The organism is Nostoc sp. 'Peltigera membranacea cyanobiont' 213, assembly GCF_002245975.1.
Lineage (GTDB): Bacteria > Cyanobacteriota > Cyanobacteriia > Cyanobacteriales > Nostocaceae > Nostoc.
In genome coordinates this window covers 1-26831 of sequence record NZ_NOLI01000109.1, presented here as the reverse complement: position 1 = coordinate 26831, position 26831 = coordinate 1, and the positions used below count along the sequence as shown (strand labels likewise).

The 26831-nt window shown below is 38.7% G+C and carries 12 protein-coding genes; all 12 read right to left on the bottom strand.

Annotated features, from left to right (window positions below; translation table 11 throughout):
• On the bottom strand, positions 1-2624 hold a 2624-nt coding region (locus tag CDG77_RS24385; RefSeq protein WP_143857085.1), incomplete at its 3' end, for a type I polyketide synthase.
• 30 nt (positions 2625-2654) lie between these two features.
• Positions 2655-7316: a type I polyketide synthase gene (locus CDG77_RS24380; protein WP_094331930.1), complete on the bottom strand. Its 4662-nt coding sequence runs from the start codon at positions 7314-7316 to the stop codon at positions 2655-2657.
• 73 nt (positions 7317-7389) lie between these two features.
• Complete coding sequence (panP, locus tag CDG77_RS24375; protein WP_094331929.1) at positions 7390-9033, bottom strand: pyridoxal-dependent aspartate 1-decarboxylase PanP; 1644 nt, start codon at positions 9031-9033, stop codon at positions 7390-7392.
• Between the two features lie 230 nt (positions 9034-9263).
• Positions 9264-12716, bottom strand: coding sequence for a non-ribosomal peptide synthetase (locus tag CDG77_RS24370; RefSeq protein ID WP_094331928.1), 3453 nt, complete (start codon positions 12714-12716; stop codon positions 9264-9266).
• Positions 12717-12775: 59 nt separating this feature from the next.
• Complete coding sequence (locus tag CDG77_RS24365) at positions 12776-13840, bottom strand: LLM class flavin-dependent oxidoreductase (RefSeq protein ID WP_094331927.1); 1065 nt, start codon at positions 13838-13840, stop codon at positions 12776-12778.
• Positions 13841-14071: 231 nt separating this feature from the next.
• Positions 14072-18700 carry a type I polyketide synthase gene (locus CDG77_RS24360; protein WP_094331926.1) on the bottom strand — a complete coding sequence of 1543 codons (4629 nt, stop codon included), beginning with the start codon at positions 18698-18700 and terminating at the stop codon, positions 14072-14074.
• A gap of 32 nt (positions 18701-18732) precedes the next feature.
• Positions 18733-21504 carry a non-ribosomal peptide synthetase gene (locus tag CDG77_RS24355; protein ID WP_094331925.1) on the bottom strand — a complete coding sequence of 924 codons (2772 nt, stop codon included), beginning with the start codon at positions 21502-21504 and terminating at the stop codon, positions 18733-18735.
• Positions 21505-21559: 55 nt separating this feature from the next.
• Positions 21560-22816 carry a diaminobutyrate--2-oxoglutarate transaminase gene (gene ectB, locus CDG77_RS24350; RefSeq protein ID WP_094331924.1) on the bottom strand — a complete coding sequence of 419 codons (1257 nt, stop codon included), beginning with the start codon at positions 22814-22816 and terminating at the stop codon, positions 21560-21562.
• 268 nt (positions 22817-23084) lie between these two features.
• Positions 23085-23849, bottom strand: a complete 765-nt coding sequence (locus CDG77_RS24345) for a class I SAM-dependent DNA methyltransferase (RefSeq protein ID WP_094331923.1) — start codon at positions 23847-23849, stop codon at positions 23085-23087.
• Between the two features lie 70 nt (positions 23850-23919).
• A complete protein-coding gene (locus CDG77_RS24340) occupies positions 23920-24804 on the bottom strand; it encodes a cupin-like domain-containing protein (protein WP_094331922.1) in 885 nt (294 codons plus the stop codon).
• 44 nt (positions 24805-24848) lie between these two features.
• A complete protein-coding gene (locus CDG77_RS24335) occupies positions 24849-26237 on the bottom strand; it encodes a condensation domain-containing protein (RefSeq protein WP_094331921.1) in 1389 nt (462 codons plus the stop codon).
• Positions 26234-26831, bottom strand: a 598-nt coding sequence (locus tag CDG77_RS24330) for a condensation domain-containing protein (RefSeq protein WP_223269950.1), incomplete at its 5' end; no start/stop codon positions are given. The genes CDG77_RS24330 and CDG77_RS24335, both read right to left, overlap by 4 nt.

Sequence of the window (26831 nt, the reverse complement as noted above, 5' to 3'; positions counted from 1 at the left end):
GGCAAAGGCAGACGATGGCGGCGTTCGTGAGTATAAAATCCTGACCAATCTATTTCTACACCAGCCAACCAGACTCGACCTAATGTCTGCAACAAAAAGCTAACATCGGATTGTTGTTCTTTAGCATGGCGTAAACAAGTCAGCACAAGTTGTTTGGCATCAGGTTTGAGATGCTGTGTTGTTAATGTACTTAACGTCCGTCCTGGCCCCACCTCCAAGAAAACACCTTCAAACTGCTCTAACAGTTGCGATATTCCAGCTGAAAATTGCACAGTTTGCCGCAGATGTTGACTCCAATAGTTAGGACTTGTGGCTTGTTCGTCTGTAATCCAACTACCAGTAAGATTAGAAATGAAGCGAATCTGCGGTGGGTTGAGTTTGACTTTGTTCACAGCCTGGACAAATGCTTCTAACATGGGTTGCATCATCAGAGAATGAAACCCATGAGATGTATGCAACAGGCGAGATTCTATTCCTTTGGAAGATAATTGATTTTGGAATGTAGCGATCGCTTCTACAGTCCCAGAAACCACGCACGCAGATGGGCTGTTAATCGCTGCAAGTTCCACCAATGGCTGTGCATCTAAAAGAAATTGTACATCTGTTAGTGGTAACGCAATTGCCAGCATACTCCCTTGAGGCAACTGTTGCATCAGTTTTCCCCGCTTTGCCACCACTATTAAAGCATCTTCTAGGGAAAACACACCTGCGATCGTGGCTGCGACGTATTCCCCAATGCTGTGACCAATCATCGCCATCGGTTGCACTCCCCATTGCATCCATAATTGGGCAAGAGCATATTCGATTACAAATAGTGCTGGTTGGGTAATTGCAGTTTCTTGCAGTTGTTGTCTGGCAACTTCAATTTCTTGTTCTTTAGGGAAGAGTATTTGGCGAATATCAAGATTGAGCAATGGTTGGAGAATCTGGGCACAGATATCAACATATTTGCGGAATGTCGCTTCTTCTTCATACAGTTCTCGCCCCATATCCACATATTGCGCCCCTTGCCCAGAAAACATGAAGATAACAGGCTGTTCTCTATACTCTTGATGTACAGTAAAAACCCGTTTTTGATCCTGTATTTCCAAGGTGGTTACTGCATCCATAATATCTCGACATACCAACATTCGGCGATAGTTAAAAGCCTTGCGACCTACTTGTAATGTGTGAGCCACATTCGCTAAATTTATATCCAAATGCTGTTTTAAATATGCGACCAGATTTGCAGTTGCAGTTTCAAGTGCCGAACTAGTTTTAGCTGATAATAACAGCACTTGCCAAGGTGTAGATTCTTCAAAATGTTTTATTTCAGGGGCTTCTTCCAGAATGACATGAGCATTAGTTCCACCAAATCCCAAAGAACTAACTCCAGCCCGACGTGGAGTGTCTTTAGTTTTCCATTCGGTAAGTTTAGTATTGACATAGAAGGGACTGTTAACAAAATCAATTTGAGGATTCGGAACTTCAAAATTTATGCTAGGAGGTATTTGTTTGTATTTCAATGCTAAGACAGTCTTGATGAGACTTGCTACACCAGATGCTGTATCTATATGTCCGATATTTGGTTTTACTGAACCGATAGAGCAGAAGCCATTTTTGTTAGTGAAGTTACGAAAAGCCTTAGTTAGCGCTGCGATTTCTACCGGATCGCCGGTAGCTGTTCCTGTTCCATGAGTTTCTATATATGAGATATCATCAGCATCTATTCCAGCATTTGCTAAAGCCTCTACGACTACTTCTGCTTGACCATCTACACTAGGTGCTGTATAACTAACTTTTAAAGAACCGTCGTTGTTGATTGCTGAACCTTTAATAACTGCATAAATGTAGTCTCTATCTGCGATCGCATCTTTTAATCTTTTTAAAACGACAATTCCCACACCACTGCCAAAAATAGTCCCTTGCGCTTTAGCATCAAAAGCTCGACAATGACCATCAGGCGAAAAAATTCCCCCTTCTTGATAGAAATAGCCTGACTTTTGTGGAACTTTGACTGTTACCCCACCTGCTAAAGCAATATCACACTCTTCATCCAGTAGACTTTTGCAGGCTAAATGTACAGCAACTAATGAAGTAGAGCAGTAAGTTTGGATACCGATACTTGGTCCTTTGAGATTTAATTTATATGAAATATTTGTAGTCAAAAAATATTTATTAAGAGAATATAAATTAGTTAAATTCGTTAAATTATAATTTTGATAAATATTGTGTAAAAAATAAGAGTTTGTGCTTATACCAGCATAAACACCAATCAATCCTTGATAAACTTCTGGGTCATATCCAGCCTTTTCAAGAGCTTCCCAGGCACACTCCATGAAAAGGCGGTGTTGGGGGTCCATTATTTCAGCTTCTTTAGGGCTAAAACCAAAGAATCTAGCATCAAAACTCTCAATATCTTCCAGTACAGGTGCGGCTTTAACATAATTTGGGTTATTTAAAACAGTATCTTCAAGATTTAAATCTAGTAAATCATCATTGGATAAAAATGAAACAGACTCGACTCCATTTTGTAAATTATGCCAAAATTCATCAAGATTTTTTGCCCCAGCAAACCGACCAGACATTCCCACTAATGCTATATCTAAATCTATGTTTTGTTCAATTTTCGTATTGACAGTCATATTTTTTTTGTTAAATTAATTTAAATGATTTTATTCTTCTATATTATTTTGTAGTTTTATCTGCCTTCTTTTTTGTCCTCGATTTAGCCTTTGTTCAAAAGTATTTTTCTGAGATTCTTCAGTAAATAAAGTTTTGGACATAGAGTAGATATTCGGACATTCATAAAGCTTTGTTACAGAAACATTTAAATTAAATGCTTTATTTAGGTGAGAAATAACTTTAATACCGATAAGTGAATCACCGCCCAATTCAAAGAAATTATCATAGGTTCCTATGCGTTCAATTCCCAAAATTGCTTGCCAAATGTCAACAAGCTTTTTCTCAATTTTATTGCTGGGTGCAACATAATCATTACTCAAATCTGGTCGGGGATGTTTTGAATTTGATTCACTGAGATTTTCTAAAAATTCTAGTACGCTTGTTTTGCGATCAAAACTGTCTTGTTCTAGTAAATTGAGAAAATCAGACGGAGATACTAAAACTTGGGGTATTGTACTTCCTAGAATCCGTGTTAATGCATTTATGCCCTCATCAGGTAATATTCCTTGTTTAAGATTTTCTCTACGCAACTCTTGGATTTGTTGTGCCACTGTTGTATTCACTGCCATCCCAACTTCTTGCCAAGCACCCCAATTTATACTTGTGATTAATCTGCCATCTTTTGAAGTATTACATTGAGCAAAGGCATCAAGAAAAGCATTCGCTCCACAATAATCTACCTGTCCAAATCCTCCGATAATTGAATTCATGGATGATGCGAGGATAAAGAAATCTAATTGGATCTCTTTAATAACAGAATCAAGAATTAATGTCCCCTTGACTTTGGGTGCCAGAATACTTTCAGCTTCTTTATAAGTTTTTCGCTGAATCAAACCGCCTCCAGGAACTCCAGCAGTGTGAATAACACCATTTAGCTGACCAAATTTTGAATGAGTTTGAGCGATCGCATTTTGCATTTGTTCGCTGTTCGTCACATCAGCACTCACCACCAACACTTCAGCACCCAACTGTTCCAGTGCTTGCACTTTCTGAATCTTGCGGCTGGTATTATTATTTTCATCGTGATTCAGCAACCATTGTTCCCAATCGTCTCGGTTAGGCAAACCTGAACGTCCTATTAACAAAAGTTTTGCTTGTACAGTTCGAGCTAAGTATTCTGCTATAACAAGTCCAATACCTCCAAGTCCACCTGTAATTAGATAAACTCCCCTTTGCTTTAATCGCGGTTTTCCTATCTTTGCTGCATCAAAGCGCACTGGTTCAAAAGTTTGCACCCAGCGATTAATCCCTCGGTAGGCAACTATTTTGTCAGAGGTGGCAACTGTCAATTCTGTTAGCAATTGTTCTATGAGTTTTTCGGCTTGCCAAGTTTCACTGATAGGAAGAATAATATCAATACTACGACAACTAATATTTGAGTATTCTTGAGATATAACTTTAATCGGGCCAAGTAAAGTTGCTTTTTCTGGACAAAGTATTTCAGTTCCTATGACTGGTTGTAGGTTGTTAGAAATGACTGTGATTTGTAATTGTTCGGTAGTTTCCTGTCTTCCTAAAGCTTGGGCAAGAAATAACAGACTATAAAATCCTGTTGTTTGAGCTTGTTCAACTTCTTCCAGTTCTAATTTATGTTCATATATAGGTGTGACACTCCATAGATGAACAATATTTTTGGGTAACTTCTGTTGTCCGATCAATTCCTTGATTAATGCATCATAATTATCAGGTTTTTCAGGATTAATGATATATTCATACTCATTTAACTTTGTGAATTCTGCACCAATATTTACAGTTATGACATAATGGTTTTGTTGTTCCAGTTGTTTGACTAAGTTACTACCTAAACCACACTTATCGATAAACACCAAAGTCCAAGATTTGTTAACTGCTAATTCTTCATGTGAGAACTGTACTGGTGGTAAAGATGGTTTCCAGAAAGGGATGTAGAACCAGTCAGCAATATCGGTTTTTTTGCTAGGTGATATTTGAGTAGCACGATCGTCAATTCCCTGTTTCTTGGGTTCAATCCAATATCGTTGACGTTCAAAAGGATAAGTGGGCAAAGGCAGACGATGGCGGCGTTCGTGAGTATAAAATCCTGACCAATCTATTTCTACACCAGCCAACCAGACTCGACCTAATGTCTGCAACAAAAAGCTAACATCGGATTGTTGTTCTTTAGCATGGCGTAAACAAGTCAGCACAAGTTGTTTGGCATCAGGTTTGAGATGCTGTGTTGTTAATGTACTTAACGTCCGTCCTGGCCCCACCTCCAAGAAAACACCTTCAAACTGCTCTAACAGTTGCGATATTCCAGCTGAAAATTGCACAGTTTGCCGCAGATGTTGACTCCAATAGTTAGGACTTGTGGCTTGTTCGTCTGTAATCCAACTACCAGTAAGATTAGAAATGAAGCGAATCTGCGGTGGGTTGAGTTTGACTTTGTTCACAGCCTGGACAAATGCTTCTAACATGGGTTGCATCATCAGAGAATGAAACCCATGAGATGTATGCAACAGGCGAGATTCTATTCCTTTGGAAGATAATTGATTTTGGAATGTAGCGATCGCTTCTACAGTCCCAGAAACCACGCACGCAGATGGGCTGTTAATCGCTGCAAGTTCCACCAATGGCTGTGCATCTAAAAGAAATTGTACATCTGTTAGTGGTAACGCAATTGCCAGCATACTCCCTTGAGGCAACTGTTGCATCAGTTTTCCCCGCTTTGCCACCACTATTAAAGCATCTTCTAGGGAAAACACACCTGCGATCGTGGCTGCGACATATTCCCCAATGCTGTGACCAATCATCGCCATCGGTTGCACTCCCCATTGCATCCATAATTGGGCAAGAGCATATTCGATTACAAATAGTGCTGGTTGGGTAATTGCAGTTTCTTGCAGTTGTTGTCTGGCAACTTCAATTTCTTGTTCTTTCGGGAAGAGTATTTGGCGAATATCAAGATTTAGCAATGGTTGGAGAATCTGGGCACAGATATCAACATATTTGCGGAATGTCGCTTCTTCTTCATACAGTTCTCGCCCCATATTCACATATTGCGCCCCTTGCCCAGAAAACATGAAGATGACGGGACGATGATGGGGTTTTTGATAATGGGTGAAAACTTTTTCGGGATCTAAAGTAGTCAGCGCTTTGACTGCATCATCTAAATCACGACAAACTATCATCCGCCTCCGATCAAAAGCTCTACGACCCACTTGTAAAGTGTAAGCGACATCCGGCAGGATAATATCAGGATGTTGCTGGAAATAAGCAGCAAGATTAGCTGTGGTAGTTTCCAGCGCTGTACTAGTTTTGGCTGAAAGCAGTAACAATTGCCAAGGGCGTGAATCGCTTGCGGGTGCAACAACTGGAGCTTCTTCTAGAACAACATGGGCATTAGTCCCACCAATACCAAAAGAACTGACACCTGCGCGGCGAGGAGTTCCGTTGCTATTCCACTCTGATAGCTTGGTATTGACGTAGAAGGGGCTGTTGGCGAAATCTATTTGGGGATTAGGCTGCTGAAAGTGCAAACTGGGGGGTATTTGTTTATCCTTCAGGGCTTGGACGGTTTTGATTAAGCCAGTTACACCAGCAGCAGTATTCAAATGTCCGATGTTGGTTTTTACTGATGCGATCGCACAAAAGCCTTTTTTGTTTGTGCTAGCACGAAAAGCCTGTGTTAAAGCCGCAATCTCAATAGGATCTCCTAAGGGAGTTCCAGTCCCATGTGTTTCTATATATGTAATAGTTTCCGGTTCAACTCCAGCTAAGGCCAGCGCCTCTAAAATGACTTCTTTTTGACCTTCAAGACTGGGAGCCGTGTAACCAACCTTGAGAGAACCATCGTTATTGACAGCCGAACCTTTAATTACCGCATGAATAAAGTCGCCATCGGCTATAGCATCCTCTAGCCGCTTCAGCACTACCACACCTAAACCATTACCAAAAACAGTTCCCTGTGCATCAGCATCAAAAGCTCTACAATGTCCATCAGGAGAGTTAATCCCTCCTTGTTGATATTGATACCCAACTTTTTGGGGCACTTTTATTGCTACGCCACCAGCTAGAACAATATCACTTTCACCATTCAGCAAACTTTGACAAGCCAAATGAACAGCTACCAAGGATGTAGAACAGGTAGTTTGCACATTGATGCTTGGCCCTTTAAGATTCAATTTGTAGGAAATTTGTGTAGATAGGTGATCTTTATCATTTCCAATAGAAATTTGAAAATTGTCAACTGATTCTAACAAATTGCTGTGAGAATATAAATTAGATAATAAATAAGTACTTACAGCGACACCACCAAAAATACCAATTCGACCGCTGTAAGTTTCTGAGTCATAGCCGGCATTTTCTAAAGCTTCCCAAACACATTCTAAGAAAAGACGATGTTGGGGATCTGTGATTTCTACTTCTGTAGGAGTAAAGCCAAAGAATGCAGCATCGAATAATTCTATGTCTTCTATAACAGCGCTTGCTTTAATATAATTTGGGTCATTCAACACCTTAGAGTCTATGCCAGCAGATACTAATTCCTCATTAGTGAAAAAAGAAATCGACTCTACACCATTTCGGATATTTTGCCAAAACGCATCCACGTTTTTCGCTCCTGGAAAACGTCCTGCCATCCCGATAATAGCTATTTCATCTGGCTCATTTAAGCTGTTAAAATTATCTTGCATTTTGCGTCAGCCCTGAATCTAAAAAGCTACCAATTCAATTCTCTAAAACTGGTCTATTTTTTCACTAAAATCTCTAAGAAATTACCGTTGATACTTCGGCAGCAATCTGAATTTGGTCGCTTAAAACTGCGTCAATATCTTCTTTAGTAGTGAGTGGATTAGCGATGACTGCACGCAGAGCAATAATCGGAATTTCCCGATCAAAACAGATAGTAGTTTTTGTTGTCCGCGAGATAAAAGTTCGACCACTTTGGCGCTGGATTTTCTGGATCTTTTCATTAAATTGATTAATTAGTTGATTATCGATTTCAGTCAAATTATTTTTAACGACAAGCTCTCTCAATGACTCTGGAATGTAGCGATATATAAGTAAATTAGTATCAGGTTTTGCTAACAACTCAAATTCGGGCATAGTAAAAATCTTATCTGCCATATATTGAGTTTTTCGAATTCCTTCATCAATCAAAAATTCATATCCCTTTAATCCGATCAGATTTAGCCCAGCATGTAAGAATAAAGCCATACCTGGTCGAGAACCTTCTAAAGCACGTTTCCCTAAATCAAATGACCCTTTACGCATGGTGTAGGCTGCTTGCTTTTCGATTGCTTTCGCCAGATCGGGATCGCGGAAAAAAACCATCCCAATACCCATCGGCAGATACATTTGTTTATGTCCATCAATGGTTACTGAATCAGCGCGTTCGATACCAGCAAGTTTATGTCGATGTTGTTCAGAAAAAATGAGTGGCCCACCCCAGGCAGCATCTACATGAAAATGAACTTTAGCGGCTTGTGCAATCTCTGCAATCTCCGCGATCGAATCTACTCCACCTGAGTCTGTGGTGCCGGCAACGCCTATAATACCAATAATCAGCAATTTCTGATCGTGACATTTCACAACAGCTTCGCGTAGTGCTTGTATGTCAACTTGATTGTTAGAGTTAGTAGGAATTCTAATCAAACCTTGTATACCAATGCCCATCAAATCCGCAGCTTTATCAAAAGAGAAATGCATCAACTCAGAGCCAATAATTACTGCTCCTTTATAGCCGTAGAAATCTAGGGCTGCTGTTAAGCCTTCTTCTTCTACGCCACCAAACCCATCTTTTGCTCCCAAAGAATTGTTTCTGGCACACCAGAGGGCTGTAATGTTAGCAGTTGTACCACCAGAAAGCAAGATTCCTAAAGTACTCTGGCTATTTTGAATATGTTGAGCATAGAAATTATCAGAAAAGTTGTAAATAAGTCGATGCATCATTGCTAAAGCCTCTCGTTCGCAGAAGCTGAGGGATTTAGCTGTCTCTATTTTAACGGCATTTTGATTCATTGCCGTCATCAGTTTGGCAAGAGGAAGTACAAAGCTTGGAAGTGCAGAGGTCATGTGACCAATAAATCGAGGCGAAGATGTATGTATTGAATGATCGATAACATTGTTAGTTAAGTACTTGAGATAGTTTTGAATATTAGCCGGTTTAACAGGTATTTTACTATTAGAAAAACTACCTAATAAAGAATCTATTTCAATATCCGTATTGGCATCATTTATGCTTAAAAAGTTTTGTGATATTTTATCAACTAAACCATCTATATCGTGAGGATTTGCTTTCCCAGATGAAGTAAATAATTCGATTATTTCTTCTTCAATCCCAGATTCAAAAGATTGCTCGGCTTCAAAAAAGTAATTTTGTTTTTGGATATCTTGTTTGCTTATTGTCATTATTTTTATTAGATTGCTTTGGTCTTTTATGGCATTTTTTAGAGAATACTGTCATTGATTTTTTTAACCATCAATGACTAATTGATAAATTTGCTACAGCAGTCCTAAATCATTTATGAAAAACTCTCTTTCCGATCTCTCTGTGTTTTCTGTGTCTGGAGTGGTTCGATTAAAAAATATTGTTCACAACTCATTTAGGATTGCTATACATCTGATTCACTTTAGAGAAATTAAGTATCTTTTGGTTTTGTAACTGTTCGATATTGTTGCCTAACTTGTTTTCGACGATGTATGGAAGCTTGCCTACTTTCAGGTCGATGAGAATGTTCTACAATAGACTGTTGTTCACTTGACTGCTGACTAAGATATTGAGCTAAGTAGCTAATGGTTGGATAGTGAAACATTTCAAACAAGGGAAATTCTTGCTGAAATATTTTTTGTAATTTGTTATGAACCTGAACTAAAAGTAATGAATGACCACCGAGTTCAAAGAAATTGTCATTAATTCCTACCTCCTCGATGTGAAGAACTTCTTGCCAAATACTAGCAATGCTTTGTTCAATCTCCGTTTGAGGTGGCTGATAAGTAGCTGCTAATTCGGGACGTATTTGGTCAGGTAATGGCAATCCTCGACGATTAATTTTACCATTTGGTAGTAGTGGTAAAGCTTCCAACATCACAAAGGATTTTGGCATCATATAATCAGGTAGTTTCTCTTTCAGCAAGCGATTAAGTTCACTAACGGTGAGTGTTTGCTGTAGATCAGAAACTATATATGCCACTAGTTGCTGGTTTCCGGGTTCATCTTCCCTAGATATAACTACGGCTTCTTGCACCCCTGGATGTTGACCGAGTACTGCTGCAATCTCTCCTAATTCAATGCGGAAACCACGAATCTTAACTTGGTCGTCGATTCGTCCTAGAAACTCAATGTTGCCATCAGGAAGATAACGAGCTAAATCCCCAGTCTTGTAAAGGCGAGAGTACTTCGTATACGCTTTGCGATCGCAATTCCAGGATTGGTCTTCTTTCGCTTTCCCATTCTTTAGGAAGGGATTGGCGATAAAACGCTGTGCTGTCATCTCTGGTTGGTTCAAATAACCTCTAGCTAGTCCAGCACCACTGATATACAATTCACCAGGTACTCCCATCGGCACAGGTTGTAGATATCGATCTAGCACATAGATTTTTGTATTGGCGATCGCCCGACCAATCGCAACACGCAAAGGTATTGGCGTTTGCGGCTCAATACAGTAGCAACTAACATCAGCAGCAACTTCTGACGAACCATAAAGATTTAACAAAGTACTTGTCGGCAAATTCTGACGAAATTGCTGCAACAGTTGAATGGAAAGTGCCTCGCCACTAGTTATCCACAGCTTTAACTTAGGTAGTCGTAGCTGTAAATCGTTGTACGTATCTAATAATATACGCAACAATGAAGGCACAACTACCAATCTTGTGACGTGATTATTAGCAAGAGTGGTGACAAATTCTTTTGGGGCTTTGACGACTCGATCGGGGATAATTACTGTCTTTATTCCTTGCAGTAAGCCTCCAAAAATTTCCCACACTGAATCTACAAAGTTTAAGGATGTTTTCTGGCAACAAATATCTTCAGAGGTAAATGGATAAGTCTGCCACATCCAGTAAAAACGATTAATTGCACCTTGATGAGAAGCACAAACTCCTTTGGGTTTGCCAGTCGAACCAGAGGTGTAGATAATATATGCTAAATCATTCGCTTGAGAGTTTACGACAGGGTTCTCTGGGCTATTTTGGGCAATATTATCCCAATCAGTGTCCAAGCAAACTACTTGTGCTTGATGTTCTGGAAGTTTCTCTACCAAATGTTGTTGAGTCAGAATTATTGGTACTTGAGCATCCTGCAACATGAAAGCTAAACGCTCTTGGGGATAAACTGGGTCAAGGGGTATATATGCACCACCTGCTTTTAGGATACCCAATAGTCCGACGATCGTGTGGAGCGATCGCTCCACACAAATTCCCACCAACACTTCTGTTCCTACACCTAGTTTTTGTAGGTGATGCGCTAGTTGATTCGCTTTAGCATTGAGTTCTTTGTAAGTTAACTGCTCATTTTCACACACTACTGCTACAGCTTCTGGTGTATGCTTCACCTGAGTTGCAAACAACTGATGAATACAGGTTTGCGGATATTCAACCTCAGTATTATTCCACTCTACAAGTAATTTCTGTTGCTCTGTTGCTGTTAAGAGCGACAACTCTGAAAGTCTATATTCTGGATGAACGACAACGCCCTCTAGTAAAGTCTGAAAATGTTCCACCATCCGCATAATGGTGGCGATATCGAATAAATCAGTACTGTACTCAACTTTTCCCGTTAGTCCTCGATCTGTTTCCAACAAGTTGAAGCGTAGCTCAAACTTTGCTGTTCCATTGTTAAAATTCAAAGTACTCACAGTTAAATTTGAAAGCTCCAATGGTTCTACACGCGCCAGTTGCAGATCGAATTTGACTTGCAACAAAGGTACCATTTGGGCTATATTTCGCTCTGGATTTAGAATATCTACTAGCTTATCAAACGAGAGGTCTTGATGGTCATAAGCCCCCAGAGTTACCTCACGTACCCGATGGAGTAAAGAGCGAAAAGAAAGATTTCCCGATAAGTCAGTACGCAACACTAAAGTATTGATTAAAAAACCAATTAGCCCTTCTGTTTCAACTCGATTACGGTTAGCAATATCGGTACCAACAACAATATCACTCTGATTAGTATACTTGTGCAGTAAAACTTTAAATACTGCTAGTAGTAACATAAACAAAGTCACCCCTTCTTTCGCACTCATGGTTTTGAGTGCATCAGATAGAGTTTTAGATAACTCAAAGGACTGAATAGCACCTTGATAAGTTGGAATAGATGGTCGAGGTCTGTCGGTGGGTAGTTCTAACACAGCAAGATCGGCAAGCTGTTTTTTCCAGTAAGCGATTTGGGTTGCTAATACTTCTCCTTGCAAATATTCTTGCTGCCAAATTGCCCAGTCTGCGTACTGAATTGGTAGTTCTGCTAGTGGTGAAGGTTGCTCATTAGCAAAAGCCTCATAAAGAACTTTCATTTCCCGCACGAATACGCCGTCAGACCAACGATCGGAAATAATGTGATGCATTATAAAAAACAGCACATACTCTGTCTGTGTCAACTTGAGAAGAGTTATCCGCAATAATGGTTTAGTGAGGTCAAAGGGTTCCTGAATTTGTACACTAGCTAGTCTTTGAACTTCCTCTTCTTGATTAGGCACTCCCTGAAGATCAATTATTGGTAATATAATCGGCTGGGTGGAAGCAATTACCTGAATTGGTTGTCCTTGGGAATTGGTAATAAAAGTTGTCCTTAAGGTTTCATGGCGTCTGACAATTTCAGTAAACACTTTTTCTAACAGTGCCACATTCATCTGACCTTTAAGACCCAAGGCACTCATCCCATTGTAAGCACTATTATCAGGGTTTAATTGCTGAAAAAACCATAGTCGCTGTTGAGCAAAGGACAAAGGCAACTCATTATAATCTTTTCTTTTAGATATTTCGATTTTAGATATTTCTGGATTTGTTAGAGGACTCAAACCTCTCTGCTTGAGCCGCTTCTCAAGTACTACTCTTTGTTCGGGAGAAAGAGCCGCAATTTGTTGATAAAAATTACTCATTAGTACATATCCACAATAACTAATACTCAAAAAATCGACTATTCAGAACAATTAAGCATTTATCTCAACGATGCCATTTTTTCTTGATTGCACATATCTTTTAACTCTTTCAGGTGAGTCAAACCCGTCATCACAGAGTCAAAATTTGGATTAAAGTCGATCAGACAAGCAACTTCATCAACACCAGCTTGCTGTATTTGCTCGATCATTTGCATACAGCTTGATTTTGAGCCAATGAGAGTTTTGCCTTTGAGCAAACCTTCATAAGCAAATCGTAAAAGGCTATTAATATCTGCTTCTGTAAATTTTTCTAAGTTGACTTGCAGACCAGCATTTTTGGCAAGATTTTCTAGCAAATCGATATGTACTTTCAAGTAATTGTAAAAATGTTCTCTTACTTCTTCTTTTACCATATTATAGTCTTCTCCTACAAAAGTATGTAACATCATTGCTACTTTCCCAGCTTGAGGATCGTGACCATGTTTAGCTAAAGATTGACGATATAAAGATATTTGTAGGGCTACTTCTTCTAAAGTCCCTTCCAACAAATAGGTTAATATGTTAGCACCTATTTTGCCAGCTTCAACAAATGTCGCTTTTGATTTACATACAATCCAAATAGGTAGCTTCTTCTGTATTGGTCGGGGAAATGTCTTCACTTTGAAAAGTTTGCCAGTAACATCTTTGAGTTCGACTTGTTCGCCTTCCCAAAGCTGCTGGACTGTTTGAATTCCCCGCCACATTGCTTCTTTGCGGTTTGCATGGCTCTCACCAGAAAGTACAAAGTCGTCTACTGTCCAACCAGAAGCAAAACCAAGAGCAACTCTACCATTTGAGAGATTATCAACTACAGACCACTCTTCTGCAACTCGTGCTGGATTATGAAGTGGCATGACCAGACTACCAGAGCGTAATTGAATTCGCTTAGTAACCATAGCTAAAGCTGTACTGGTTAGTGAAGGATTGGGGTAAAGTCCTCCAAATGAATGAAAATGACGCTCAGGAGTCCAAATTGCTGAAAATCCATTTTTATCGGCATATTTGGCACTTTCTATTAATAAGTTATACTTATTTTCTTGAGTTGTTAGACCATCACCAGAAAAATAAAATAAGCTAAAATCCATGATTAAAATCCTCGATTCATGCCAAAAAATTATTCGACTTTTGATTATATTATTACCAACACTCAATGTAGCAATCCTAAACAATCCATAAATATTCTGTTTTAGTCGTTGACAGTCAACAGCCTCAACTAATTTCTTACAACTCAGATAGGATTGCTATACTACTAATGCTAAAAGACAGAAAAGATCCTGTTTATTTCATCAGCTTTTCAAGTTCATTCAACTCGATAGCTATACTAGTTCTTGTTGAATTTCTTCTGGCGACAGGTTTCTAACTTCTTGTAATAAAGCTGCCATTTCTGAAAATTCTTCTTGTTCTGGTTGCGTTGTGGCAATGAGTACAGCAAGTCCAGCTACAGTTGGAGCATCAAAAAGAATACTTTGTAAGGGCAATTCCACTTGAAAAATTTCTCGCAGACGTGAAGTCACCTGAACCGCTAGTAAGGAATGTCCTCCCAATTCAAAAAAGTTATCGTTAACACCAACTTTTTCGATACCCAGTAGCTCTTGCCAAATACTGACAATCTTTTGCTCAATCTCGTTACTAGAAGCTATGTATGGTGTTTGCAGATTTGGTCTTGAATGCTGCGACAGTATATCTTGGGAATTGTCTGGATGCTTTAGAGATTCTCGCTTCAGCCATGTGTTAAGCCTAATTTGTAAATCTCCTGGTGAAACAATGAATTGACCTGCTGAACCCATCGATAAAACGCGCAGAGAAACATCCCACGCCTCTTTGGGGGTCATTACCAATTCATTCAAATCTGCTCCAAATGCAATATTTGTTTCTGGTTTCTCTTCATACTTTACAGCATCCCAGTTGACACTAAACCACGGAACAGAGCTTATCTGATTAAGTTTGTTAACAAAGGCATCGGTGAAGAGATTAGCAGCAGAATAAGCAACAAGTCCCAGTCCTCCCACCACAGAGGATAATGAGGATTGCACCAGACAAAAATCTAGTTCTTTCCCTTGCAAAACTTTTTCTAGTACATAGAGTGCGTCAACTTTAGAGTGGAATAGCGATTCAGTTTCAGTTTGACTAATCTCTTGAATAGAGAAAGTTGACTTTTCGTTCCCCATTGGTGTTACATAAAACACTCCATTAATTTGATTAAAGTAGTCATAAGATTGATGAATTGCTGCTTGCATTTGTTCAACATTGGCAACATCAGCCTCAATAATTAGCAATTCTGTACCTAACTCTTCTAACGCTAGGATTTTTTTGATGTAATTACTAATTGCATCTTCTTCATTGTGAGTTATTAACCATTCAGACCATTCATTTCTTTGGGGCAGCCCGATATTCCCAATCAGGATCAGTTTAGCTTGTACTGTTTGAGCTAAATACTCTGTAAAGGTTAAACCAAGATTTCCAGCGAAGTCGCCCGCAATCAAGTAAATTCCTCCTGTTTTAAGTCTAGTTGTTTCTTCGACAACTTCTGGAATTTGGGTAGACTCAAAAATTTGTATCCATCGATGACTACTACGGTAAGCAACAACTAAGTCATTTGACTGGGCTGTGAACTCTACCATGAGTTGTTCTATGATTTGGTTTTCTTTGAAGTTTCCTGATTCAGGAATGATGACATCAATGTTACGACAGGTAAGATTTGGATACTCTTGGGGAATGACTTTACAAGTTCCTAATACTGTCCCTTTTTCTGGAATCAATTTCTCTTGTCCGATCGCATCATACAGATTATTGGTCACGACCATGATTTCAACAGAGGTCGTAATGTTCTGTTTACTGAGTGCTTGTGCTATGTACAGTAGACTGTAAAAACCGATTTGATGCTGTCCAAAGCTGGAAATTTCTGATTCAATGTTGGCGGTAATGCCCCAAAAATGAGCAATGGTTTGTGGAATTTTTTCTATTGCACGCAGTGCTTGAAACAAGGCATCATAGTCATGTCGCCGTTGAGGATTGATTGTGTAAGCGCGATCGCTCAGTTGGCTAAACTCTTCTCCTACCGTTACAGTAATCACTTCTTGACCCTGTTGCTCTAGTTGTTGGGCAATTTGTGAACCCAATTGACACGAGTCGAGAAAAACTAGCCAGCACTGCTTTTGCTTTGTCGGCTTTGCTTTGTGGAAAGGTTCAAGTAACTTTGCTTGTTTCCAGGTAGGAAGATAGAACCAGTCGGAAATATTTGGTTTTTTGCTGAGTTTAGTTGGACGATGATTGATATCGTTGCTTTTGTTTGGCTCAATCCAATAACGCTGGCGTTCAAAAGGATATGTCGGTAATGGAATTCGCTGCCTTTGCTCAAACGCATAAATCTTATCCCAATCTACCTGTACTCCTGCTAACCAGAGACGCCCTAGGGTGTTGAGTAAAAATGCCACATCCGATTGTTGGTCTTTTGGATGGCGCATTGAACTCAGGACAATTGACTCATGAGTTTGTTGTCTGGCAAAAGTATTTAAAGTTCTCCCAGGCCCAACTTCCAAGAATATTTGCTCTGGTTCTTTAATTAACTCAGCAATGCCTGTAGCAAAGCGCACAGTGGATCGCAGATGTTTTGCCCAGTAGGTAGGATTGGTTGCTTCAGCAGCAGTAATCCAAGTTCCTGTCAGATTTGAGATGAAAGGAATTTGCGGAGGATTTAAATTAACTTTATCGACAAGCTTGGTGAATGGTTCCACGATCGCATCCATCATGGGAGAATGAAAAGCATGGGAAGTATGCAATGGACGACACTCTATAGCTTGTAGTGTTAAACGACTTTGCAATTTAGCGATCGCTTCTACACCACCTGATACAACACACAATGATGATGCGTTAATTCCGGCAAGAGTTAGTTCCTGATTCAGCCAAGGTTGTATTTCCTCCTCAGAAAGCGCAACGGAAAGCATAGCCCCAGATGGAAGTTGTTGCATTAATTGTCCACGACCTGCAACCAGTAGTAAAGCATCTTCTAAAGAAAATACACCCGCCAGTGTTGCTGCTACATACTCGCCTATACTATGACCAATCATTGCCGCCGCAGATATACCCCAGTCTATCCACAATTGTGCTAGGGCATACTCAATAACAAATAACGCTGGCTGGGCAATATGAGTTTGTTGTAATTGCTGTGCAGCTACTCCAACCTGTTCTTTGTCTGGATATAAAATAGTGCGTAAATCAACGCCTAAATGAGCTTTAAGTATCTTACAGCACTCATCAATGTGTTTCCGAAATACTGTTTCAGTCTCGTATAATTCTCGACCCATATCTACATACTGTGAACCTTGACCGGGAAACATAAATACAATCTGTCGGTTACAAGGTTCTTGATAGTGAGTAAACAGCCGTTGTGAATCTAAGGTTTCTAAAACTTCTACTGCATCATCAAAATTCTGACATATCAGCATTCGGCGATGGTCAAATGCTCGCCGACCCACCTGAAGAGTATAGGCTACATCAGCTAGATTTAAATCAGGATGTTGCTTGAGGTGACTAACAAGATTTGTCGTTGCAGTTTCCAGTGCCGAACTCGTTTTCGCAGACAGCAACAACAACTGCCAAGACCGAGAAGGAGTAGAAAATTGAGCTATTGGGGCTTCTTCCAGAATTACATGAGCATTCGTCCCACCAAAACCGAAAGAACTGACTCCTGCTCGACGAGGAGTGCCATTGGTATCCCACTCAGACAGTTTCGTATTAACGTAGAAAGGACTATTGGCAAAATCAATCTGAGGATTTGGTTGTTCAAAGTGTAAGTTAGCAGGTATCTGTTTATGCTTCAGTGCTAGGACAGTTTTAATCAGACCTGCTACCCCAGCAGCACCATCCAAATGCCCAATATTAGTTTTAACTGAACCTATAGCACAGAATTCTTTTTTCTGAGTACTAGCGCGAAAAGCCTGTGTTAGGGCGGCAATTTCAATGGGATCTCCTAAAGAAGTTCCAGTTCCATGAGCTTCAATATAGGTAATTGTCTCGGAATCAACCTCAGCCATAGCTTGGGCTGCTCTAATTACCTTCGCTTGACCATCTATGCTAGGAGCTGTATAGCTAACCTTCGACGAGCCATCGTTATTAATTGCAGAACCTTTGATGATTGCATGGATAGTATCTCGATCTGCGATCGCTTCTTCTAATCGCTTCAAAACTACAATACCTAAACCCTTTCCTTTCACGGTTCCCAGTGCTTTAGCATCAAAGGCACGGCAATGTCCATCAGGAGATTCAATCCCTCCCTCTTGATACAAATAACCACCTGTTTTTGATAATGAATCTCCTCCAGCTAAAGCAATATCACACTCACCACTCAGTAAACTTTGACAGGCTATATGTACTGCAACTAAAGAACTTGAGCAAGTCGTTTGCACTGCATAACTCGGGCCTTGCAAGTTTAATTTGTAAGAAACAAATGTAGCAGCATAGCCCGAAGCATTTCCTTTTTCTATTTGTTTATCACCCACAGAGGCGACAATTTCGGGATTAGAATAAATATTAAATAAGTAACTACCTCCACTACTACCAGCGTAAACTCCAATCGGCTTATTGTAGACCTCTGAGTTATAGCCCGCATTTTCCAGAGCTTTCCACGCATACTCTAAAAAAAAGCGGTGCGAAGGACTCATGATTTCAGCTTCTCTGGGATTGATGCCAAAAAATGAGGCATCAAACAGGTCTGTGTCTTCGACTATACACTCTGCCTTGACATAATTAGGATTGCTGATTAAATCTGGGTCTACACCTAAATCTTCTAGTTCTCTATCGGTATATAAATGAACTGATTCTATTCCATCTCGAAGGTTTTGCCAAAATTGCTCAATATTTTTAGCATTTGGAAAACAACCGCTCATGCCTATAATAGCTATTTCTAACCCAGTTTTTTCACTCAAAACATCTACAGATTTACCCATTATTTTTATCCTTAAATGTATTTTTATAGATTCTATTTTTTTCTTTGTGCTAGGCGCTGTTTTAAGCGACCTTTACCAGCTTCTAGTTTTTCATTTTGTTCGTTACTTTCATCAGTGAAAGAGTCATCTTTTGCTTCTTGACTTAAATACTGTGATAGAGAACTGATGCTCGGATACTTAAACAGATCAACTATTGCCAAATCCACTTTCAAGATTTCCCGTAATTTGCTCAAAACCTGAATCATAATTAAAGAATGACCGCCAAGATCGAAGAAATTATCTTGGATACCTACCTTTTCTAGATTAAGTGCTTGCTGCCAAATACCAGCAATTAAACGTTCCACCTCATTTCGAGGCATCACATAAGTAGTTTCCAATTCTGAGCGCGTATCTGGTTTAGGCAACGCCTTACGGTCTACTTTGCCGCTAGGTGCTAATGGTAAATTTTCCAGAATCACCAAGGCAGAAGGTAGCATATAATCAGGTAACTTTTCTGTCAAAAAGCTACGTAATTCATTCATGGTCAGGGTAAGTCCTGTATTGGCAACTACGTAAGCAACTAATTGATGATTACCCCATTCTTCCTTGTAAGCTATAACCACTGCTTCCCGTACAGTTGGATGTTGTGCGATTTGTGCCTCAATTTCTCCCAGTTCGATGCGGAAACCGCGAATTTTTACCTGGTGGTCAATACGTCCTAAAAACTCTATGTTGCCATCGGGTAGCCACCTTCCTAAATCTCCAGTTTTGTAGATTAAATCTTTGCGGTTTCCTGGCAATACCTTTATAGCAATTGCAAATGGATTGGGAACAAAACTTAAGTTGGTTTTTTCTTCATTTTTCCAATATCCATCACCTACGCCAATTCCAGAGACACAAATTTCACCAGGAATACCAATTGGCACTAAATTCATTTCTGAATCAACAATATAAATATTTAAATTTGCTAAGGGTTTACCAATAGAAACTGTTCTTTGATTGTCGGGTAGAGGCTTGTCAACTATAAACTGAGTAATATCATCCGCAGCTTCAGTCGGGCCATAAGCATTAGCAACTCTGATTGATGGATATAAATTCAACCACTGATTTACCTGCCTGACTGGTACTGGTTCTCCAACTATCATCATCCACTTCAGGTCAGCTAATACTCTCTGATAATTCGACAATTGAGAAGTATAGTCTAATAATCCTTTAAATAAGGCTGGGACTAACTCAACAACAGTAATTTTTTGTTCTTGAAGCACTTTAAACAGTTTATCAGGAAGCGCAACCGTTTCAATATCTACGATTACTGTCCTACCACCAATTAAAAGTGGTGCTAAAAATTGCCATACAGAAATATCTGTTGAAGAAGGGGCACTTTGTAGAAAAGCAAATTCTTCAGTTAATTCTAACTCATCGAATTGAGCATATATATGATTAATTGCTCCATCATGTCTCACAATTGCCCCTTTAGGAAATCCAGTTGAGCCGGAAGTATAGAGCATATAAGCTGGGTCGGTTGCTACATTGCTATCTCCTAAGTTGTCTTTCAATAAATCATCAAAATCGTGCCGATCAAAAATATTAAATTTGACTTGTTTCAATAATTCTTGATGCTGAGGGTTAATGTCTAAACAAATTAAACTTTCTAAATGTGGACAATTTTCAATTAACCCCCCCAAACTGGTGAAACAGGAAGAGTCTGTTAAAATAACTCTGACTTCGCTGTTAGCTACCATGTATTCGATTCTATTTAGCGGATAGGTACTATCAATCGGAACATAAGCCCCACCAGCTTTATATATAGCAAGTATACCTATGAGAAAATTGATATCCCGGTCTTTTAAAATTCCAATGAACTCTCCTTTGTTAACTCCTAAAGTTCGTAAAAATCTAGCAATTTGATTGGCTTTTTCATTGAGTTTTCGATACGTTAAGTGCGTCTGCTTAAAAACAACAGCAATATTATCAGGTGTCTGTTCTACTTGTTTTTCAAATAAACTATGAATTGTCTGATTTACTGGGTAGTTTTTACCATTATCGTTAAAATGTTCTAATAGTTCTTGTCTGTCAAATTTATTTAAAATCGGGATCTCAGATATTTTTAGATATAAATTTTTAGCTGTGCTTTCAATTATATTGGTCAAATAATTTATAATTTTTCTAATATTATCTTCTCTAAACAACTCTGTATTATAATGCAATTGGCCTTTAATTAAATCTCCTTTAATTTCAAAAGCAAATGTTAAATCATTTTTTAACTCTGCTATGTTTTGGAAAGAATGTATATTTTTTAGTAAAACTACTATATCAAAAATAGGGCAGCGATTTTGATTATTTGGGATATTTAACAATTGCATTAAGTCATCTAAAGGATAATTTTGATGAATGTATGCTTCTATTGTTTTTTCTTTAACTTGGAGTAGACAATCTTTAAATAGAAGTTGATTAATCACATTCAAGCGCAGAGGAATCAGTTTATTAATTAAAGATTCATCACTAGCTTCTGGTTGATAAATCGGAGAGCCGACAATTACATCATTATTCCTGGTAGACTTTTGTAGCAATATACTAAGTGCCGTGAGCAATACTAAATAGGTAGAGAAATTAGAGTTTTTAGTCAAACTCAAAATGGCTTGAGACAAGTCACTTGATAATTCAAAACTGAGCGAATTTTTATTACCTGCGTAAATAGGAGGTCTGACATAATCTGTAATAAAATTTGTCTCTGGTAATTCTCCAGATAATTGATTTAACCAAAAAATCTTCTCAGCAAATAAATCTTCAGCTATCAAGTTCTCTCTAATTTTAGTTGAAATCATCACTTTATCACCTTAGACTTTTTGGAATTTCCACATCTAATTAGTTATCAAAAATTCATTTGGACAAACAGTCCTCAAAAGCTTGCTTAATGATTAAACATCCTTTTTGTAAGGTCGCCATTTCAATTGTCAAAGGTGGCAGAATTTTGATAACAGTATCATTCCTACCTACCGTCTCAATTATCAAACCTAGCTCAAAGCAACGTGATGTCAACTCTTTAGCAAAACTACTATCCCCAAAATTAGCAACATCAATGCCCCAAATCATTCCAATTCCCCGGATTTTTATATTTTCATTGATTGGTGCTATGTTCTCTATTAAAAAATGTTTTAAAAATGACTCTTTAACTTTGACATCCTGTTCAAGATTGCTACTTTCTCTATACTCTAAAGCTGCTGTTCCCCCCACAAATGCCAATTGATTACCTCTAAAAGTGCCAGTGTGCTCACCAGGCTCCCAGATATCTAATTCTGGCTTAATTAATAATAGAGACATTGGAAACCCGTAACCACTGATAGATTTTGAAAGTACAATCATATCAGGGACTATATCTGCTCGTTCAAAAGAGAAGAAAGACCCAGTTCGACCACAGCCGACTTGAATATCATCACAAATTAATAAAATTTCATGTTTGTCACACAACTTTCTTAATCGTTGTATCCATTCAATTGGTGCAACAATAATTCCTCCCTCAGCTTGTACAGTTTCAAATATTATGGCTGCTGGTTTTTCAATCCCAGAGTTTACGTCATTCAATACCGATTCCATAAATTCTATGGTGTCAAAGCTTTCCATAAATCCATAAGGATAAGGCATAAAGGTGACACTATTGGATGTACCAATTGCCCCAGAACGAATGGCGGTATTGCCGGTAATCGATAAACTACCTAATGTCATGCCATGATAAGCTCCCATAAAGGAGAAGATTCCTGGCCTTTTTTTGATTTTTCTAGCTAATTTTAAAGCAGCTTCAACGGCATTTGTTCCAGTCGGCCCACAGAACTGGATGCGATAATCTAGCTGTTTTGTATTTAGTATTATCTCGTTAAACTTAACTAAAAACTTCTCTTTAGCTGAAGTATACATATCTAAGCCATGAGCTATTCCATCAGCATCTAAATATGACATGACTTTTTGTTTTATATAGTCATGATTGTGTCCATAGTTTAAAGCGCCAGCACCAGCGAAAAAATCTATGTATTCTTCACCTGATTCAGAATAAATAATGGAACCCTTAGCCCGATGCAGTACGGCTGGGAAATTACGGCAATAGCTTCTGACCTTTGATTCACACTGTTCAAAAATATTCATGGAGTTAACGGAGTTACTTAGCGGCGATAATACCTTTGTTCTGATAATTTTCACATCTTGCGAGTATGGATGCAAAAAGGATTGAAAAAGAATTCAGCAGTCAGAATTCAGGCATCAGAATCAATCAGTCGCGGAGCTTCAACCCGATTATTCATTCGCCCTTATCCTATAGGAGACGCTACGCGAACAAGTCGGGAAACCCTCTGTTAGCGGCTAGCTCACTAGTTGTACAGAATACCAAACTGAATTCCGTTCGATAAAATCGAGCTTATCTAATGAGTGGTTTCCGGGAAGAAAAAGCAACACCAGGTTGTCGTTCTTTTGAAGGTGTTAAGTCTTTTTCATAGTCATAATAACTAATTTCTATAAAACCTACATTTTTCAAAGCAGACTGAATTTCTGCTATTGTAAAATGTTTGTTAGAAATAATATAATTTGAACGCTGCCATTCCCCATCTATCAATCTAAACAGGCTAGTGTGGTATTCAACCACTCTTTCTTCTGGGTGAGTAGATGCTATTGTAGCTCTGACATACTCATCTTTGATCTCAGCATGTTCTCCTATCCTTTTCTCGTAAGGATATGACTCTTCTACGAATACATTAAATACGAAAAGACCATTTTCCAGCAGTGCATTATACACATTCTGGAAGACGCTTGTTAGTTCTTTAACCGTTAATATCTGGTTTAATGACATCTGTGAAAAGACACCATCAAAGGTAGGTGGTAATTGAAATGACCGGGCATCCTCAAGGAGCAATTGACTATTAGGGGCGTTCTCGCGAGCGTAGTTTAATAGCGCTTCTACTACATCAATCCCAGTTGTTTTGTAACCTCTGTTTTCAAGCTCTTTTAAAAAGCATCCAGTTCCACAACAAAGATCGAGAATATGCGCTTTTTCTGGAAGATATTGGAGAAATAATTGTTCTAAAAACCTCATCGTTAATTGAATATCTTCTGGACTTTTACGCTGATTTTGTATTGCAGCAAAAACATTATAAAAATCTGCTGGAGTAGGACTGATAAAAGACATAAAATATTTATCCTGATTTCAAAAAATTAAACTGAGGTGGTGACAAGCAAGCTAGAAACCTAGATGATTTTCAAGAAATATAATTAAGATAGCTTTTATAGAATTTAAAAACCATCTGAGGAGGCATTTTCATGACTAATCCCATAGCTAGTAAAAAGTTGTAATATGAATTTTGAATCGGCATACCCTTTCTAAAAGCGGCTAGAGCATTCAATGAGCTTTTGCTAGTGTGCCAATCAATATTAAAAGAAATCGATGTATCTAAACTTCTAACATGATGCAGTGTACCGGGAGGCATATATAAAATATCGCCAGGATTGACGATAAATTTAATTGGTCTTGCATATTTGTATTGAGGATATTTATTATAATCTGGCTTTTCTGGATCGATCAGAAACCATCGCCAACCTTGACGATAACAATATTTTGCATCTTCAGGCTGTAATATAGTAAATTGTTTTCGACCAACAATTTGAAAAAAAATATTGTTAGTCAGAAGGCAATCAAAATGTAGTGGGGTAATGCTTTGAGAAGAACCGATAAAAAATTGACAGTAACGCCACCATTTAAAATGGTACCATTTTGGCAAATAATCTAGAGGAAACGGTTGAACATCTTCTATTAGTGCAGGTATTAAACTAAATAATGGCAGGTCATGACAATAAGGCGGTAAGTCATTATCATGAGGATTTTTCTCAAAGTCATTTATTATTTTTGCATATTCTTCGATAGTGACGCTAGATACTTGTATTCCTTGAGTACTACTAAACTTTTTAGCATAAATTTTTACATGAGAAGAGAGATTTTTGAAATATTCTATTGACCATTTATCATAACTATTCCAACTGGGAATGACACCTGAGATAATAACTGGTTTTCTCTTTTGAACATATTCTATTTGAAATTCATTGCTTGAAAGTTTATATCGACGTTCTATTTCGGTGGAAACGATCATAATTTTATTTATCTTTTTTTGATTTATATATGTGCTTAATTATTCTAAACAAAGCTAAAGGTAATCTCTTTTTCTAACATTGACGCTAACTTCTGCTGATTTGATGTCAACAAAGATAAGTCCTGAAGGCGTATATGAGGATTATTTGCTATACTTTTGAGTAATATTTCAATATCCTGAAGAATTCCGGTGATTGTGGCAGCATCGAAAAGCTGACAATCGTAATTAATTCCAATCACTAATTCCGATCCTGGATACCCAATAACATTGAGGGGATAGTTTGTCTTGTAAAAACCAGTCAGTTCAAGCAACTCTAAATCTTCCTCATTGTTCTGTAAAACCTTAGTCATTGGGTAGTTTTCAAACACCACAATGCTCTTGAATAAAGGCATTCCTCGTGGCACTTCACTCCACCCTTGAATCTCTACTAGTGGACTGTACTCGTACTGACGCATCTTAACCTGTTGAGCCTGAAGTTCCTTTAAAAATGCCAGTAAATACTGCTCAGAATTTAACTTGACACAAACTGGCAAAGTGTTAATGAACACCCCGACCATCGACTCTACTCCCTCTAGGTCTACTGGACGACCAGAAACACCGCAACCATAGACTACTTGGCTTTGACAACTGTAACGACTCAAGAGGATAGCCCAAGCTCCTTGAAATAGTGTGTTCAGCGTCAGTTGATGCTGCCGTGCCAACGACTGTAGTATTTCGGTAGTTACTGCTGATATCTTGATTTGTTGCTCATCATATTTCTCTTCTTGGCTAGACAAGTTTTCGAGTTCCAGATAAGTAAGAGGAGTTGGAGCTTTTATACCATTGAGCATCTGCCGCCAGAACACCTCAGCTTTAGATAAGTCTTGTTTTTGCAACCAGGCAATGTAGTCTTTGAAGGGACGACAGGGTGCTAAAAAAATATGTTGACTTTGAGAAAGCTTTTTGTATATTTGAAAGACTTCTTCGAGCAGCAACGAGCCTGACCACCCATCCAAAATTAAATGGTGTTTGCTCCACACAAATTGGTAAGTATTTTCTGCGAGACGAATCACTGTTAAACGCATCAGTGGGGCTTGAGAAATATCAAAACCCTTTTGGCGATCGCTGACAAGAAAACTACTTAAAGTCTTTTCTTGTTCAACTGGATCTATTCCCCGCCAATCGTACTGCTCTAGCGGCACTTTGACTTGTTGATGTACAACTTGTAGTGGTTTGTCAATTTCTTGCCAATAGAAGCTAGTACGTAAAATTGTATGTCTAGCTGTTACTTCTTGCCAAGCACGATCAAAAGCAACAATATCGAGATGACCACGCAGAGTAAAGCTAAACTGGATCAAATAAAGTCCTGTTTCAGGCGCGTACAAACTGTGGAATAGAATACCATTCTGCACCGGAGAGAGTTCGTAGATATCTTGAACATTTTCTGTTTTCATTTGCTTGTCTTGCCGCTCCCTCGGTTGATTTTTGTTAGGAACTGTTCTAGGTCTTTTTGACTCAAGTTTGCTTCTGGAAAGTCAGAAGGTGTATAACCTCCCGCTTCAGGAGATTGACAATGGGTAATCAGCGATCGCAATGCCTTGATAAACTCTTGAGCTAGTTGTTCAATGGTCGTTGGTCGATGTATCTGTTCGCAGTACGTCCACTCTAGTTGCAGCTGACCCCCAAGTACAAATCCGTTAATATCTATCAAATAGCGGCGGTTATCTTGCAGGCTGCGGCTAATACCTACAGTTTGGTTGACCAGCTTAAACTGTGATGATTTAGGTAGAAGTCGATCAAACTGACCCAGGTAATTAAATCTCACCTCTGGTTGGGGAAGATTTTGCAATTGTGTAGTTATCGAAGAATCCATATTTAGATAACGCAGTACCCCATAGCCAATGCCATGATTTGGGATACTCCTGAGTTGTTCTTTAATAGCTTTTAGCGCTTCTCCTGGTTGAGAAATTCCTTCTAAGGGACTTCCAAAGAATAAATTAATCAACAAAAACCAAGAATCCAATTTTAAACAATAATGATAATCATTT

Coding starts and splice junctions, on each gene's coding strand:
- CDG77_RS24380 (WP_094331930.1), bottom strand. CDS start 7,316: ATGCAAGATAATTTTAACAGCTTAAATGAGCCAGATGAAATAGCTATT.
- panP (WP_094331929.1), bottom strand. CDS start 9,033: ATGACAATAAGCAAACAAGATATCCAAAAACAAAATTACTTTTTTGAA.
- CDG77_RS24370 (WP_094331928.1), bottom strand. CDS start 12,716: ATGAGTAATTTTTATCAACAAATTGCGGCTCTTTCTCCCGAACAAAGA.
- CDG77_RS24365 (WP_094331927.1), bottom strand. CDS start 13,840: ATGGATTTTAGCTTATTTTATTTTTCTGGTGATGGTCTAACAACTCAA.
- CDG77_RS24360 (WP_094331926.1), bottom strand. CDS start 18,700: ATGGGTAAATCTGTAGATGTTTTGAGTGAAAAAACTGGGTTAGAAATA.
- CDG77_RS24355 (WP_094331925.1), bottom strand. CDS start 21,504: ATGATTTCAACTAAAATTAGAGAGAACTTGATAGCTGAAGATTTATTT.
- ectB (WP_094331924.1), bottom strand. CDS start 22,816: ATGAATATTTTTGAACAGTGTGAATCAAAGGTCAGAAGCTATTGCCGT.
- CDG77_RS24345 (WP_094331923.1), bottom strand. CDS start 23,849: ATGTCTTTTATCAGTCCTACTCCAGCAGATTTTTATAATGTTTTTGCT.
- CDG77_RS24340 (WP_094331922.1), bottom strand. CDS start 24,804: ATGATCGTTTCCACCGAAATAGAACGTCGATATAAACTTTCAAGCAAT.
- CDG77_RS24335 (WP_094331921.1), bottom strand. CDS start 26,237: ATGAAAACAGAAAATGTTCAAGATATCTACGAACTCTCTCCGGTGCAG.